This window comes from Glycomyces tarimensis, assembly GCF_054776215.1.
The window spans coordinates 1-14,116 of sequence record NZ_BAAHCB010000035.1 but is presented as its reverse complement, the minus strand read 5'-3'; the positions used below and the strand labels follow the sequence as shown (position 1 = coordinate 14,116).

At 66.0% G+C, this 14,116-nt stretch carries 16 protein-coding genes and 1 pseudogene; 10 read left to right on the top strand and 7 right to left on the bottom strand.

Features of this window, described 5'->3' with window-relative positions; genetic code table 11:
• Nucleotides 1–150 precede the first annotated feature (150 nt).
• A protein-coding gene (locus ACYVK3_RS20810; RefSeq protein WP_460499266.1) for an IS5 family transposase occupies nucleotides 151–944 on the top strand; the annotation gives its coding sequence in 2 pieces (ribosomal slippage) (nucleotides 151–484 and nucleotides 484–944; 795 coding nt in all).
• A gap of 537 nt (nucleotides 945–1,481) precedes the next feature.
• On the opposite strand, the gene ACYVK3_RS20805 is transcribed toward ACYVK3_RS20810, so the two are convergent.
• Both ACYVK3_RS20805 and ACYVK3_RS20800 read right to left on the bottom strand, forming a co-directional pair.
• The gene (locus tag ACYVK3_RS20805; protein ID WP_460499264.1) at nucleotides 1,482–1,838 is read right to left on the bottom strand and encodes a hypothetical protein; all 357 of its coding nucleotides are present in this window, start codon (nucleotides 1,836–1,838) and stop codon (nucleotides 1,482–1,484) included.
• A gap of 60 nt (nucleotides 1,839–1,898) precedes the next feature.
• A complete protein-coding gene (locus ACYVK3_RS20800) occupies nucleotides 1,899–2,474 on the bottom strand; it encodes an IS5 family transposase (protein WP_460499263.1) in 576 nt (191 codons plus the stop codon).
• Nucleotides 2,475–2,651: 177 nt separating this feature from the next.
• On the opposite strand from ACYVK3_RS20800, the gene ACYVK3_RS20795 reads away from it, so the two are divergent.
• Nucleotides 2,652–3,854 carry an IS701 family transposase gene (locus tag ACYVK3_RS20795; RefSeq protein ID WP_460499262.1) on the top strand — a complete coding sequence of 401 codons (1,203 nt, stop codon included), beginning with the start codon at nucleotides 2,652–2,654 and terminating at the stop codon, nucleotides 3,852–3,854.
• A 178-nt stretch (nucleotides 3,855–4,032) separates the two neighbouring features.
• Nucleotides 4,033–4,404: a hypothetical protein gene (locus tag ACYVK3_RS20790; RefSeq protein ID WP_460499261.1), complete on the top strand. Its 372-nt coding sequence runs from the start codon at nucleotides 4,033–4,035 to the stop codon at nucleotides 4,402–4,404.
• A 1,062-nt stretch (nucleotides 4,405–5,466) separates the two neighbouring features.
• Here the strand turns inward: ACYVK3_RS20790 and ACYVK3_RS20785 are convergent.
• Nucleotides 5,467–5,994, bottom strand: coding sequence for a hypothetical protein (locus ACYVK3_RS20785; protein ID WP_460499260.1), 528 nt, complete (start codon nucleotides 5,992–5,994; stop codon nucleotides 5,467–5,469).
• Nucleotides 5,995–6,231: 237 nt separating this feature from the next.
• Entirely contained in the window at nucleotides 6,232–6,501 is a 270-nt protein-coding gene (locus ACYVK3_RS20780) for a hypothetical protein (protein ID WP_460499259.1), read from the bottom strand.
• 196 nt (nucleotides 6,502–6,697) lie between these two features.
• On the opposite strand from ACYVK3_RS20780, the gene ACYVK3_RS20775 reads away from it, so the two are divergent.
• The 6 genes from ACYVK3_RS20775 (at nucleotide 6,698) to ACYVK3_RS20750 (ending at nucleotide 11,263) form a co-directional block, all read left to right on the top strand.
• Nucleotides 6,698–7,696, top strand: coding sequence for a pirin family protein (locus ACYVK3_RS20775; protein ID WP_460499258.1), 999 nt, complete (start codon nucleotides 6,698–6,700; stop codon nucleotides 7,694–7,696).
• Nucleotides 7,697–7,701: 5 nt separating this feature from the next.
• Entirely contained in the window at nucleotides 7,702–8,028 is a 327-nt protein-coding gene (locus tag ACYVK3_RS20770; protein WP_460499257.1) for a GNAT family N-acetyltransferase, read from the top strand.
• A 107-nt stretch (nucleotides 8,029–8,135) separates the two neighbouring features.
• Complete coding sequence (locus ACYVK3_RS20765) at nucleotides 8,136–9,218, top strand: LLM class flavin-dependent oxidoreductase (protein ID WP_460499256.1); 1,083 nt, start codon at nucleotides 8,136–8,138, stop codon at nucleotides 9,216–9,218.
• Between the two features lie 31 nt (nucleotides 9,219–9,249).
• Entirely contained in the window at nucleotides 9,250–9,858 is a 609-nt protein-coding gene (locus ACYVK3_RS20760) for an FMN reductase (RefSeq protein ID WP_460499265.1), read from the top strand.
• Between the two features lie 30 nt (nucleotides 9,859–9,888).
• Nucleotides 9,889–10,329 carry a tetratricopeptide repeat protein gene (locus tag ACYVK3_RS20755; RefSeq protein ID WP_460499255.1) on the top strand — a complete coding sequence of 147 codons (441 nt, stop codon included), beginning with the start codon at nucleotides 9,889–9,891 and terminating at the stop codon, nucleotides 10,327–10,329.
• Nucleotides 10,330–10,387: 58 nt separating this feature from the next.
• Nucleotides 10,388–11,263 carry a pirin family protein gene (locus tag ACYVK3_RS20750; protein ID WP_460499254.1) on the top strand — a complete coding sequence of 292 codons (876 nt, stop codon included), beginning with the start codon at nucleotides 10,388–10,390 and terminating at the stop codon, nucleotides 11,261–11,263.
• Between the two features lie 15 nt (nucleotides 11,264–11,278).
• On the opposite strand, the gene ACYVK3_RS20745 is transcribed toward ACYVK3_RS20750, so the two are convergent.
• Nucleotides 11,279–11,746, bottom strand: coding sequence for a MarR family winged helix-turn-helix transcriptional regulator (locus tag ACYVK3_RS20745; RefSeq protein WP_460499253.1), 468 nt, complete (start codon nucleotides 11,744–11,746; stop codon nucleotides 11,279–11,281).
• 77 nt (nucleotides 11,747–11,823) lie between these two features.
• On the opposite strand from ACYVK3_RS20745, the pseudogene ACYVK3_RS20740 reads away from it, so the two are divergent.
• Nucleotides 11,824–11,940, top strand: a pseudogene (locus ACYVK3_RS20740) (NmrA family NAD(P)-binding protein); the annotation flags it as partial.
• A gap of 73 nt (nucleotides 11,941–12,013) precedes the next feature.
• On the opposite strand, the gene ACYVK3_RS20735 reads toward ACYVK3_RS20740, so the two are convergent.
• On the bottom strand, nucleotides 12,014–12,670 hold the full coding sequence (locus tag ACYVK3_RS20735; RefSeq protein ID WP_460499252.1) for a class I SAM-dependent methyltransferase: 657 nt from the start codon (nucleotides 12,668–12,670) through the stop codon (nucleotides 12,014–12,016).
• Nucleotides 12,671–13,355: 685 nt separating this feature from the next.
• Nucleotides 13,356–13,901 carry a hypothetical protein gene (locus tag ACYVK3_RS20730; RefSeq protein WP_460499251.1) on the bottom strand — a complete coding sequence of 182 codons (546 nt, stop codon included), beginning with the start codon at nucleotides 13,899–13,901 and terminating at the stop codon, nucleotides 13,356–13,358.
• Nucleotides 13,902–14,116 lie beyond the last annotated feature (215 nt).

Below are 14,116 nucleotides of genomic sequence, written 5' to 3'. Positions count from 1 at the left end.
TTGGCGGCCGCCAGCACAACCAGATAAACCGGGCTAATCCTGCGTCAAACACTCTCTTAGAGGTCGTAACTATTTCGGTTGTGGTTCGTTCTTGCTGGTGTGAGACGTGGAAAGCGTGGACCGCAGCAGCGCAAGAGCCGTGGGCCGTGGATCGTCGAAGACACGCTGTGGGCCAGGATCGAGCCGCTCATTCCCAAGCGTGAGCGCCGACCGGGCACGCCGGGCAGGAAGCCACTCGACGACCGGAAAGCATTGTGCGGCGTCCTGTTCGTCCTCTATACCGGCATCCAATGGCAGTGGCTGCCGCAGGAACTCGGCTTCGGGTGCGGCATGACGTGCTGGCGTCGGCTGCGCGACTGGCAGGAAGCCGGCGTCTGGGAAGCCCTCCACCGCGTCTTGCTGGATGAGTTGAACGGCTTCGGCGAGCTCGATCTGGACCGGGTGGTGGTGGACGCGGCGCACCTGCGCTCGCTCAAAGGCGGCCCAAAACCGGTCGGAGCCCGGTAGACCGTGGCCGTACCGGCTCCAAACATCACCTGGCCACCGACGCGAACGGTCTGCCGCTGGCGGTGATCCTGACCGGCGGCAACCGCAACGACGTCACCCAGCTGGTGCCCCTGATCGAGGCGATCGGCCCGATCAGGGGCAAGCCCGGCCGGCCTCGGAGCAAACCGCGGATCGTCCAGGCCGACCGCGGCTATGACCACGACAAGTACCGCAACATGCTCCACGGCAAAGGGATCGGGACGCAGATCGCGTGTCGTGGCGAGGCACACGGTTCCGGACTCGGGGTCACTCGCTATGTGGTCGAACGGACCCTGGCGCTGCTGCACTGGTTTCGCCGCCTGCGCATCCGCTGGGAACGCCGCAGCGAGATCCATGAAGCGTTCCTCCACCTCGGCTGCGCACTCATCTGCTGGAGACGCCTCCAACAAATAAGGTAGGAGTTCTTACTCGAGAATGGAGTTTGAGGTAGCTCGCTCCGGGACCACAATACAAACTAGATCCTCATTAGAAGACACTCCAACGCTCACATCGCCTGCCGTCAAGTATTGACGCACAGCAGAGCTAGAGAACCAAAGAGCGAAGTGACCACTAGGCGTCGAGTACCAGAGCCTCGAATCCATTTCGGCATCACGGCCAGCAGGTTCCCTATAGTCAGGAGTGACTTTCCAGTCCCAAAGTTCTAGATCAAACACTGGTACACCCGATTCCGGTTCGATTCCCGTTGCCTCAACTGCACGCTCTGACCGTGGGGGCAAATTAATGATAACCAAACCATATAGAGCGCCAGAATTTGGATCTACTTTCAGTTCGATGTAGCCACCCTCTCGGCCCGTGACAAAAAGGTAGAGAGGACCGTCACGAAGATTCACACCCCAATAAACCGCGAGGGGTACCCAGCGGTCGCCTGTCGCCTCGACTCCTGAGCAAGACGCCTTCCCTAGCACTCTAAGCATGAGGTTATCTTAGAACTGGTTTCAAGATTGGTGGGTGCCGTCGCGTTCGGCAAGGAACTCATCGAGTAGCTCAAACAAGACGTTGAGCGCGTGTGCGTCTTCCTCTGGGGCAAGGGGGCCGAGGGAGCGGTCTTTGCTGGGGAAAGCCAACTGCAACACGATCGAGGTCCAGTGCAGCGGGGAATGATGACCAAGTCGTTCCTGAAACCATGCGCTGACGCCTTCGAGCCCGCGACCTCCAGCCCGTTGGGATCCGAGATCGTAGCCGACGAGGAACTGGGCCATGCGCTCATAGGTTGCTCGGCCGGTGAACATGCCGGGTCTTCGGGCAATCTCGGCGATGTACTCGCGCTCGCTCAGCGCGTGGAGGTCGATCATTTGGAAATCCTCGAGACATCCGGACAACGGGTGGCACTCAGGATATCGCTCGGCCCAGCCTCAGCGGGTGCGCTGCAAGCGCCTCCAGCAGATGAGCGCCGCGGCGAGTTCGACGAAGCCCTGATGCATGAACAGGTGCCGGTCCCAGCGGACGGCGAGGCGTTTGAACTGATGGAAGTGGGAGATGGCCTGTTCGACGACCCAGCGGATACGGCCGAGCCCGATGATCTTCTTCCTGCCGCGTTGCGGGATCACCGAGGCGATCCGCTTGGAACACAGCCATTCGCGGAAGACGGCCGAATCGTAACCGCCGTCGGCAAGGATCGTATCGGGGCGCCGGCGAGGGCGACCGACGCGGCCAGCAACCGGTGGGATGGACTCGACTAGATCCTGAGCGGCCTTGATGTCAGGCACGTTCCCCGCTGTAGTGATGACCGCGAGCGGGATCCCAGCCGAGTCGCAGGCGATGTGATGCTTCGAACGGGACTGAGGGTGTGAGCGGTAGGTTGCAGACGGATCCGGGCGGGAGGTCGCCGTAGGAGGGCACGGTAGCCCAGGCCCAGTTATACTCCCGGGCGCCGCGGATGCCCGGTCCGGCCGAGACCCGGTGCCACACTTCGGCCGGGGCTCGGCCAATGAGAGTGTCGACCCGCAACCCGGCTACATGCGCGAACGGACTTGCCTTCCACGACGAGACATCCACTGCCGCAACACCATCGACGCGACGGCATATTTGACCGCTTGCAGCACAGCGAAATACAGCTGTCGTGTTAGCACGCCAGCTGTATTTCGTTGTGCCGCAAGTGCTTTACTATGTCGCTCGTGATCGATGATGTTGCAGCGGAAGATGTCTCGGCGTGGAAGTCGAGCCTCGATGACATGTTCGCCCTCGTTGCGGGCCTGTTCAGCCGCGTGGAACTGCGGCGGCGGGCCAGGTCGTACTTGGTCGGGTTGCTGGCACCGGTAGAGCGGAAGAACTCCTGGCAGCTAGCCGAAGCGGCCGGGGACGCCGATCCATGGCGGGTGCAGCACTTCCTGGGCCGGGCCAAATGGTCGGCCGATGCGGTCCGGGACCAGCTGCGCTCCTATGTGGCGGCGAACCTGGCCGGTGCCGGCGGTGTCCTGGTAGTCGACGAGACCGGCTTCATCAAGAAGGGCCGCAGGTCGGCCGGGGTCCAGCGGCAGTGCTCAGGGACCGCGGGCCGGATCGAGAACTCGCAGCTGGGCGTCTTCCTCGCCTACGCTGGCGAGCCCGGTCGGGCCTTGATCGACCGCGAGCTCTACCTGCCCGAGTCCTGGATCGCCGACCGCGACCGGTGCGACGACGCCGGCATCCCCGATGACCGCTGGCACCAAGGCGTGCTGACCAAGCCGCGCTTGGCCGAGGCCATGATCGGCCGGACCCTGGCCGCCGGGGTCGAGGCCGGATGGGTGGCCGCCGATTCGGCCTACGGCCGCGACGGCAGGTTCCGGGCCTTCCTGGAGGCCCGCAGGATGCCCTATGTGGTCGAAGTGCCCGTGAAGCAGACCGTGGAGGACCTGGACGGGAAGCGTCGGGTCGACACCCTCATCGGCCGGGCCCCGGCCGAGGCCTGGCATCGGGTCTCCGCCGGCCCTGGGGTCCGCGGCGAACGGGTCTACGACTGGGCTTGGGCCACTGTGCCCTCCTACGGTGACCTGCCGGCCGGCTTCGTCCGCACCCTGCTGGCCCGTCGCTCCATCGACGACCCCGCCGATATCGCCTACTACCTGTGCTTCCATCCCGACTCGGTCGAGCTCGATCAGATCGTCCGCGTCGCCGGGTCCCGGTGGGCGATCGAGGAGTGCTTCCAGGCCGCGAAGAACGAGTGCGGTCTCGACCACTACCAGGTCCGCAGGTGGGAGGGCTGGTACCGGCACATCACCATGGCCATGCTCGCCCACGCCTTCCTCGCCGTCACCGCTGCGACCGACCCAAAAGCCCACGCGAGCTGGGAAGACTCACAGTCCCCGAAATCCGCCGTCTCCTGGCGGTAGTCCTCTACCCCGCTCGCACCCTCCGGCTTGCCCTCGCCGCGGCCCACTGGCGACGCCGCCACCAAACCCGCGCCCGCAGGTCTCACTACCGGCGAAAATCGAAGTGCACCAACGATAGTTCACCTTGAACTCTCGACCACGCTGGTCATTTGCGGCGCAGATCGGGGATCATCATCAGATGGACCAGGTCATTAATCTCGACGAAGCCGCCGAGGCCATCGGCGACCGATGCCAAGCCTGGCAGCATGCACGACTTGCCGTCTCGTCGCTGACTTGGCGCGACGCAGCCTCCCCATGGCCACAGAGAATCGTTACCGATCGGTCGACCGCAAGCGATCCCGACTCCGTCGGCGTCCAGATCCAGGGACCCGGAGATGCGGGACTCCACATTGTGCTCTACCGGGGCGGATGGGCCGACATCGACTACATCACCGTCGACGACGACCTAGGCACACTCCACGGACCCGACATTGGGACCGCTCAGGACTTCGGGCTTCTCCTGGACGATTGTGTGACCAGGACCTTCGGCATCAAGATTAACCCTCTGTAAGCGCTGCCTAATAGTCGGAACCATTCGTCGATGATGTAGCCAGTCAACTGAAAGCGGAAGCAGCGCAACGAAATACAGCTGTCGTGCTAAGCGACCCATAGCTTGCCGATGTGCTGGAATTGTGGCTGGACGGTGTTGAACCGCAAGACTGGTCACTGCGGTCCATGTTGGCCTGGCACCTCAACCGAGCGGCCTCCCCGTCACCGGTTGGCCACCTTCTGGGCCAGGGACCCTCCCAACTTCCCGCTCAAGGGTGACGATCGCCAAATTCTTTGCGCGCCGCGAGAATGTACTCATGAGAATCCATGCACCGCCCGACCGTGCCACCGGAGCGCTCACATATGCCGAAGTCGCAGACCTATCCTCAGGGCGTGGGCGAAGGCCGGTGATGTCGTGGTTCTCGGTGGTGAGACGGTGTGGGGCGCAATGAGGGTGCAGGCACGGCCTGGGTGATCATACGGGTGCTGAATCCTGTTGAACACCAAGGAGAACCGTGCCTGCACCGCTATCCTCTCCCATCACCGATGCCTTCGCGAAGCTGGGCGAGATCAATCTTGACGAGGTTCCTGCCCTGCGCCGCTACCTCTCGTGGGTGCCTGATCCGCGCGGACGGTGCGGCCGCTGATACTCGCTTTCGAGCCTGCTGACGCTGTGCGCGGCCGCGGTGGTGGCCGGGTCGGTCACGGTCGAGGCGATCTGCGAGTGGGCCGCCGACGCGCCCGCCGAGGTCCTGGCCGCGCTCGGTATCCGCCGCCACCCGTTGGGGTGCAGACGGTCGCCCTCGCGCCGGTGCCTGACCTCGCTGCTGGCCCGGATCGACGGCGGTCTGGAGACAGTCACACGCTGGAGCCGGCGGTCGTGATCGGGTTCGGTCGCGGCACGTACACCGGCCACTTGAAGTGGGTGCGGCGGCTCGCTACGCCGGCCGACATCAGGCGTGACCGCTGGTATGGCTGGCAGCGACGTACCAGTACCACTGGTAATCGCACGCCACAATCCCGTGCGCCCGACAACGCCAGTGGATCGAAACCGCGTCCCGCCCGAGGAACGGGAAGGTCAGCCCTACCAGGATCCGACCAGGCCGGACGGATCGCCACCGGCCATCTCGACCGCAGCTCCGCTCTGGACCGCGGCATCGCTCGACTCGTCGTTGCGTTCCGTGTAGTTCCAGAAAGCGACAGCGATAACAACTCCCAGGACGAGCCCGACGATGCCGGTAGCCAAACCGGTTATGGCCGAACGACGGTTGGTGGCCTTCCCTGCATGAACGTTCGCCAACCCCAACGAGCCGAACACGATCGCGAGGATACTCGCGATCCAGCCAAGACATCCGATGAACGGGATCGCGCTGGTCGCCGCGCCGACAATGCCGAGAATCAGCGACGTCATCCCCATGCCGTTCTGAGGGCCCACGGGCCGCTGCGGCTGCGGCACCGGTACCTGCGCCGGTACCGGCACTGCTTGGTACACGTAGTAGACAGGGACGACGTATTGCGGTGGAACGGCGTTGCCCGGTTGCGGTTGCGGACCTCCTTGGTTCCCTGAGCTGGAGCCGCTGTTGTGAGGTTCGGTGGGGGTGGGGTTGTTCATTTCGGGCGGATCCTCTATCGATCAGTGGAGCTACTCAGCGTGAATTCGGTTGCCACGTTCTGCAATGCTAGTGGTTTTCTCGGTTCATCGAACCCACCAGCGCGGCCGGCGCCCAACCGATCCGAGGGTATGCACGGCGTGCGCCGCCTGCGTCCAGCCGCTCGATGCCGTACCGGTTTGCAAGCGGCTGGCTCGAACCCCCTCCGACAGCCACGTCAACGATCGACCCTCCACCGGTCAACGTTGCAGCTTCACAAGCCGCTCAGCGATCTTCGAGCCCTCACGTCGATCGGGCGCATGGTCGAGCCAGCACTGCAGCACGGCGACCTCCAGGTCGTGCTCACCGAGTTTACGATGAATGATCGCGGCATGCTCGGTGTACGCCGGCGCGGGCTCGCGTCCCTCGGCTGACTGTTCGGCGCCTTCGATCGCCCGGTAGCACAATACGAGCGCTTCACGGAGCCGCCCTTCACGTTTGAGCTGCTTGATCGGTTCGTTCTTCGGCATGTCTCTCAACACCCTCTCCAGTTTGGAGAGTGTCTACTCGACTGCTCGTCCTTCAGATCCTCGGCCGGTCGTCTTCGTGGTCGTTCAAGTGGTCCTCCTCTGTGCGGCTCCATGGTTCGCCCGTCGCCGTGGCATTCGCAGCCCGGCTATGACAGTATAGATGATATGACATCTAGATGATGAGGAGGTGGTTCGGATGAGCAACGTCGAGGCCGAGCCTGATGCGCTGCGGTACGGTCCGCCCGCGGACGGCATTCGACCGGGCGGTGAGCCGCCGGCCGAGGTGCTGTCGGCGAGGGAGGTGCCGCTCGGCGGGGTGCGGGGGCTCTCGGTGCGGCGCACGCTGCCGCAGCGGGCGCGCACTCTGATCGGAGCGTGGTGCTTCGCCGACCACTACGGGCCAGTCGAGGTCCCGCCCGGGGACGGCATGGACATGCCGCCGCACCCGCACACCGGTCTGCAGACCGCGAGCTGGCTGTTCAGCGGGGTGATCGAGCACCGCGACTCGCTCGGCACGGTCGGACTGGTCCGTCCCGGGGAACTCAACCTCATGACCGGCGGGCGCGGTATCGCCCACTCCGAGGTCTCCCTGCCCGAGACCAGGGTCCTCCACGGCGTCCAGTTGTGGATCGCCCTTCCGGAGGCTCACCGCGACACCGACCGCGCCTTCGCGCACTACGCGCCCGAACCGGTGCGCATCGACGGCGCAACGCTGCGGGTCTTCCTCGGCTCACTCGCCGGCGCCGCCTCGCCATTGGCGACGTTCACACCGCTGCTGGGCGCCCAGATCGACATCGAACCCGGCGCCCGCCTCACCCTGGCGGTCGACCCGGAATTCGAGCACGGCCTGCTCGTCGACACCGGCGCGGTCAGTATCGCCAGCGCCCGCGTGGAGGCCGCTGAACTCGGCTACCTGCCTTGCGGGGCAAGCGAAGTAACGCTGGTGAACGAGACCGGGGAGCCCGCCCGGACGCTCCTGCTCGGCGGCGCGCCCTTCGATGAGGCCATCGTGATGTGGTGGAACTTCATCGGCCGCAGCCATGACGACATCGTCCAGGCCCGTGAGGAATGGGAGGCCGCCTCCGACCGCTTCGGCGAGGTCGTCGGCTACCCCGGCCGCCGTCTGCCCGCGCCCGCGCTGCCGAACGCGGTCATCACCCCGCGCGCCAACCCGGCGCGCCGGACCGGAGAGTGAACGATATGAATGAGCCCACCGTTGAGCGCGTCAACGAGCGGCGCCGCTACGAGATCGCCATCGACGGTCACCGCGCGGGCCTGACGGCCTACCGCGACCGCGATGACCAGCGCGTCTTCTACCACACCGAGATCGACGACGCCTTCGCCGGACAGGGCCTCGCCGCGAAGCTGGTCGAGCGGGCCCTTTCGGACGCGCGCGACAGCGGCAAGCGCCTCGTGGCCGTGTGCCCGTACGTGGCGACGTTCCTCAAGCGACACCCCGAGTTCGCCGACCTCGCCGACCCGGTCACCCCCGCGATCCTCCAGTGGCTGAAGGCCGAACTCGCCTGAACGGCGACCGGCCTCCCGGACGGGGTGCCGAAGGTCCGGGAACAACCGGGCGGGCGCCCGCGTTCGAGTCAATAGTTGATATGTCATGTAAATGGAGGGCGAAGACGATGCAGTTCGGAATCTTCACCGTCGGGGACGTCACCGTCGACCCGACCACGGGCCGCGCGCCGACCGAGCACGAGCGGATCAAGGCGATGACCGAGATCGCGCTCAAGGCCGAAGAGGTCGGACTCGACGTCTTCGCCACCGGCGAGCACCACAACCCGCCGTTCGTGCCCTCCTCGCCGACCACGATGCTCGGCTGGATCGCCGCGCGCACCGAGCGGATCGTCCTCTCGACGTCCACGACGCTGATCACCACCAACGACCCGGTGAAGATCGCGGAAGACTACGCGATGCTCCAGCACCTGGCCGACGGCCGAGTGGACCTCATGATGGGCCGCGGCAACACCGGCCCGGTCTACCCGTGGTTCGGCAAGGACATCCGCGACGGGATCGACCTCGCCGTCGAGAACTACGCACTGCTGCACCGGTTGTGGCGCGAAGACGTCGTCGATTGGGAAGGGCGCCACCGCACACCGCTGCAGGGCTTCACTGCGACGCCCCGGCCGCTGGACGGCGTGCCGCCGTTCGTGTGGCACGGCTCCATCCGGTCGCCCGAGATCGCCGAGCAGGCCGCCTACTACGGCGACGGCTTCTTCCACAACAACATCTTCTGGCCCAAGGAGCACACGAAGCAGCTCATCGACCGGTACCGGCAGCGGTACGCACACTACGGGCACGGCACCCCCGAGCAGGCGATCGTCGGTCTGGGCGGCCACATCTTCATGCGCCGCAACTCCCAGGACGCCGTGAACGAGTTCCGCCCGTTCTTCGACCACTCGCCGCAGATGGGCGGCGGCATCTCGATGGAGGAGTACATGGAGCGCACCCCGCTGACGGTGGGCTCGCCCGAGCAGGTCATCGAGAAGACGCTCACCTTCCGCGACTACGTCGGCGACTACCAGCGCCAGCTGTTCATCGTCGACGGCGGCGGCGTTCCGCACTCCACGGTGCTCGAGCAGATCGACCTGCTCGGCGAGGAGGTCGTCCCGGTGCTGCGCCAGGAGTTCGCCAAAGAACGCCCGGCGGGAGTGCCCGACGCCCCCACCCATGCCTCGCTGCTCGCCGCCCGCGGCGCGGCTGCCTGAGACCGAATGAAGGGAACCGACCGTGAAACCGCTGAAGCTCGTCGCCGTCTCTGCAGGCCTCCGGCAGCCGTCCTCGACCAGGATGCTCACGGACCGGCTCGCCAAAGCGACCCGCGGGCACCTCGCCGAGGCCGGAAGCGACGCCGACGTCCAGGTGGTCGAACTGCGCGATCTCGCCACCGCCATCTCGCACCACCTGGTCAACGGATTCGCGCCGCGCGACCTGGGCGACGTGCTGGAAGCGGTCGCGGGCGCCGACGGCCTCATCGCCGTCACACCGGTCTTCTCGGCCTCCTACAGCGGCCTGTTCAAATCGTTCATCGACCTGGTCGAGGAGGACGCGCTGGTCGGGAAGCCCGTGCTGATCGCCGCCACCGGCGGCAGCGCCCGGCACTCGCTGGTCCTGGAACACGCGATGCGACCGCTGTTCTCCCACTTGCGCGCCGTGATCGCCCCGACCGCCGTGTACGGGGCGACCGAGGACTGGGGCGCGACCGACGACCGGCACGGGGACGGCCTCACCGCCCGCATCGATCGGGCGGCCGGGGAACTGGCCGGCCTCCTCGGGCACGTGCCGGCCGGGCCGGGCCCGGCCGTCGTCCCGTTCGAACAGCGGCTGGCCGCGCTGCGACCGGCCTGAACCATCGCCACGCAACCGGAAAGAGGAGCAGTGAACGACTTCAACGACTTCCTGCCGAACGGCGAGGTCGCCCCCGATCGCTGGGTGCGCGCGACCCACCTGTTCGACGACGTCGCTCCAGGCGGTGTCCCGCGCACGACGCCGAGCGATGAGACGACCTTCGACCGCTGGGAACGTGCGAACGCGCGCTTCGAATCCCGCGATTACATCGGCGCCGCGCAACTCCTCGCCGCGATCGTCGAGGAGACGCCCGGGCCGACCGGTCCCCGGCTCCTGCTGGCCCGCGCCTACTACCACTCCGCGCAGCTGCGCCGCGCCGAGGAGCAGCTGCGCGAGCTCATCGACCGCGACCCGGTCGAGCCGTACGCGCACCGGTTGCTGGCCCGCACCCTCGAACGCCAAGGGCGCCACGACGAGGCCGCGTCCTGGAACCGCATGGCCGCCGCCTTCGGCGCCGTGACCGCCGAATAGTCAGGGTGCCGAACGGCACCCGGCGCCCATCGATGCCGAACGAGCGGAGAATGAGCACATGACCTCGCACCAGCGGACCCTGAACCGGATCGAGCACGCCCGCCGCCTGGGCCCCGACTCCCAAGTAGACGACAAGGCCCTGGCCTTCGCCCCGACCGACCCGGCGTTGACCGATCCGTTCCTGATCATGGCCGAGGACTGGTTCTCGAGTCCCGGCTTCGAATGGCATCCCCACCGCGGCTTGGAGACGGTGACCTTCGTGGTCGACGGCGTCCTCGAACACGGCGACAACCTCGGCAACGCCGGCGCGCTCGAACCCGGTGAGGTGCAGTGGATGACCGCCGGCAGGGGGATCGTGCACCGTGAACTGGCCTACCGCGACGAACACGCGCACACGTTCCAGCTCTGGCTCAACCTGCCGCGAGCGAAGAAGATGACCGGCTCGCGCTATCAGGACCTCACCCGCGCCGGGATACGCCGCGTGAACGCGCCGGGAGTGGTGATCGATGTCCACGCGGGCACGGTGGCGGGCGTGACCGGGACGGCCGAGACGCACCAGCCGGTGCAGGGCCTGCTCGCCGTCGTCGATCCGCTGGCGTCCTACGAGCTCGCCGTCCCCGCCGATCATCGCCTGTTCGCGCATGTCGTCAGCGGCCGGGCGTTCGTCGGCGGGAGCGAGGTCGCCGCCGGCCAGACCGGATGGTCCGACCCGGTCGACTCGGCGGATGGGACGGTGCTGCACCTGGCTGTACCGGATGGGGATGCGGCGGCACGCGTCATGGTCTACAGCGGCACGCCCCTGCGCGAACCGGTGGCCTTCGGCGGCCCGTTCGTCATGAACAGCCGCACCGAGATCGCCGAGGCGTTCCGCGACTTCCAATCCGGCGCGTTCGGCCCGGTCCCGCGCCGGGCCCGCCTCGCCTACGACCGCTGACCGGCACCCGTTCGGTCAGCGGGGCTGGGCGTCGATGTTCTCGTTGAGCTTGGCGGAGAGCCGACCGATCTGGGCGAGTTCGTCAGGAGTGAGAGCGTCCACGACGAACCGGCGGACGGTGACGACGTGCTTCGCGGCGGCGGCTCCGACGACTTCGCGGCCGTGGGCGGTGATGGCGACGTAGGCGCCGCGCCCGTCTTCTTCGCACTCTTCGCGGGCGATGAGATCGCGCTTGATCATGCGGCGGATCTGGTGGGACAGGCGGCTCTGCTCCCAGTCGATCTCCCGGGCGAGGTCTTGGAAGCGGACGCGGCCGTCGGGGACGTCGGTGAGGGCGACCAGGACCCCGAAGTCGGCGCCGGAAAGGCCGGAGTGGGCCTGGAGATCAGCGGCCAGGCGTGAGGAGAGCTTCTGGTGCAGCCGGATGAAGGCGCGCCAGGAGCGCTGCTCGTCGTCGCTCAACCAGCGCACGGAGTCGTTCATGTGGTCCATTCTACCGAGTTATTGACGCGTCATCTATCCCGTGCTGATTTAGATGACATATATCGAAAGGCAAGACCATGGTAGGCAAGAAGCTCATCGCAGTCGTCGGCGCGACCGGAGCCCAGGGCGGCGGGCTCGCCCGCGCGATCCTCGCCGATCCCGACGCCGCATTCACCGTTCGCGCGCTGACCCGCAGCGCTTGACCAGCTGTGGGGTCGTCGGCGTGCGGTCGCTCGGGAAGGTGCGCCGGGAGACCTCCCCGAGCGTTCAGGATGCCGGGCTGAGGACGATCCAGGTGAACGGCTGCACGAGGCCGGCCGGAGTGAGGTGCTCTTCAGCGCGGGTGTCGACGAGGTCGAAGTGCGGGGCGAATATCTGGGCCAGATCTGTTGCGCCGTAACGCACCACGGGAAGTCCGGAGCAGTGCGTCGGACCATGGGCGTCGAACTTGGCGATGACGGCCCGGCCGCCGAGGGCGATGCCGGAGCGGAGCACCTGCAGGTAGGCCTCGCGTTCGTCCTCCTCGATTAGGAAGTGGAACACGGCGCGGTCGTGCCAGAGGTCGTAGCGCCGTTCGGGTTTCCAGTCGAAAAAGTCCCGGTGCAGCCAGTGCACCCGTTCCGCGGCCGGGCCGAGTCGGACCCGGGCGTCGTCCAGGGCTACTTTGGACACGTCGAGAACCGTCACGTCCGTGAGCTCGCGGGCGAGCAGGTGGTCGACGACGACCGAGGCGCCGCCGCCGAGGTCGATGATCGGCGCGCCCTTGCCCACATCCAATGTGTCGAGCAGTTCGAGTGTGACATCCGGAACCGCCTGGTACCAACTGACACCATCCTCGCCCTTGGTGTCATAGACCGGCATCTCCAGCTCACGGGCGACCTGGGAGACCGCCTTATCGCCAGCAAGAGCCATCTGGGTGGCCATCTCTTTGAACTCGGGCTTGTACTCACGCGGAGCGGTCATAGAATCTGTGCTTCCTTCCTACCAGCCAGTTTATGGCTGTCAGTCCGGAATCTCCAGGGCACCTCACGCTGACGGGCGGCTGAAAAACGAGCCCATGGCTGAAAAGGCGTCCGACTGACAACGGCTTTGTCCAGCAGCAAGGCCCGCCTCAGTAGCCGCGCTTCAGAAAATTTCAGGAGCTGCGAAGCATTTCCATGAACGTAGGAGACACCCACTGTGCGTGAACACCGTTGACCTCACTTGAAACACCTCCACGTCCGTGGAGGTCTTCCGGGTTGTGCATGCACGGTGTGCCCCGCGTCAGCGTGCTCTCCACGGACGTGGAGGTCTTCCGTGGTCGTCAGGAGGGGGTAACGGTGGCTGAACGTGCTCTCCACGGGGTTGTCGCGCAGCATGGCTGCGTGCCTGGCGACTGCGCCACACCATCCTAAATGCTCAATCGGAGTCGGACCGGTGGTCCTCTGCGACGGTCATGGAGTTCAGCGCTATGAGCGCGTGCTGGAGGAAGCCAGCGAAGTTGTCCTTGTTGGTCATGCCAGCTTCCTCCTGTCCTGAGTTAGAGCTTGTCTCACTTGGTGAGTTTCTGGCCAGCGGTGAGGACGGAAGCGACGGGGGTGGTTCGGGGAGTCTGCTGGCAGGTGTTTGTCTAGGGCGAAGGCGCCGAGGTGGTTTCCTGCGATCGGCTGGTTGACTGCCACAAGCTCGAGAGTGGGAGCCCAACGAGCAGGCAGAGGTATGCCAGGATTTGCGACGCCTCTGCCGGAGGAGACTCGTTCTGCGAGGCAAAGCGCTGTACGAGCTCGTAATTGAAGCTCGGCCTGAGCGCAAACCCGGTCCTTTCGCCATAGGCGAGGACGCACGTTGCGGCGATGGCGATACCCCACACGGTCCATCCGGCCGCGGGACTGCGCAGCCGGCCGGTGAGCCCGAACGTGCCGAGGAACGCGCATGCGATCGCGGCTACCAGGAAGGCCACTGCAACCACGCCGTGGCGATAGTTGACGATGGCAGCGATGTAGTCGAGGTAATGGGCGGAGTCGAGCATGGGATCCAGATCCATCGCCGCACGGGTGCGCTGCACTGCTTCGTCGGTCGTGGTCAGCAGCGCGATCGCAGCTAGGAGGAGCGCGGCAGCGATTACCAGTTGGACCGCCGCTGCCGCATGAGCACGGGTCGGGATTCGCGAAGACACGCCCCCCATCATGCCTGGCATGGGCCGGGTCGGTTCGTCCCGCTTGAGTGAGGGCCGTCATTGAGAGGTCAATCGGTCTATGGGGTCGCACTCTCGTTGGGCCGCGCGGAGTTTGGTATATAGCACCGGTATGGACGAGTTCACCCGAAGGGGGCTTGTCCCTTTGGTGTTGACACCGTCCTATGCGGCGCGGGCTAGGTTAGCTTGCCGCTGTT

Excerpts from the sequence above, each read along its gene's own strand:
- ACYVK3_RS20790 (WP_460499261.1), top strand. The coding sequence starts at position 4,033 with ATGGACCAGGTCATTAATCTCGACGAAGCCGCCGAGGCCATCGGCGAC.
- ACYVK3_RS20770 (WP_460499257.1), top strand. The coding sequence starts at position 7,702 with ATGAATGAGCCCACCGTTGAGCGCGTCAACGAGCGGCGCCGCTACGAG.
- ACYVK3_RS20795 (WP_460499262.1), top strand. The coding sequence starts at position 2,652 with ATGTCGCTCGTGATCGATGATGTTGCAGCGGAAGATGTCTCGGCGTGG.
- ACYVK3_RS20780 (WP_460499259.1), bottom strand. The coding sequence starts at position 6,501 with ATGCCGAAGAACGAACCGATCAAGCAGCTCAAACGTGAAGGGCGGCTC.
- ACYVK3_RS20785 (WP_460499260.1), bottom strand. The coding sequence starts at position 5,994 with ATGAACAACCCCACCCCCACCGAACCTCACAACAGCGGCTCCAGCTCA.
- ACYVK3_RS20805 (WP_460499264.1), bottom strand. The coding sequence starts at position 1,838 with ATGATCGACCTCCACGCGCTGAGCGAGCGCGAGTACATCGCCGAGATT.
- ACYVK3_RS20765 (WP_460499256.1), top strand. The coding sequence starts at position 8,136 with ATGCAGTTCGGAATCTTCACCGTCGGGGACGTCACCGTCGACCCGACC.
- ACYVK3_RS20735 (WP_460499252.1), bottom strand. The coding sequence starts at position 12,670 with ATGGCCACCCAGATGGCTCTTGCTGGCGATAAGGCGGTCTCCCAGGTC.
- ACYVK3_RS20750 (WP_460499254.1), top strand. The coding sequence starts at position 10,388 with ATGACCTCGCACCAGCGGACCCTGAACCGGATCGAGCACGCCCGCCGC.
- ACYVK3_RS20745 (WP_460499253.1), bottom strand. The coding sequence starts at position 11,746 with ATGAACGACTCCGTGCGCTGGTTGAGCGACGACGAGCAGCGCTCCTGG.
- ACYVK3_RS20775 (WP_460499258.1), top strand. The coding sequence starts at position 6,698 with ATGAGCAACGTCGAGGCCGAGCCTGATGCGCTGCGGTACGGTCCGCCC.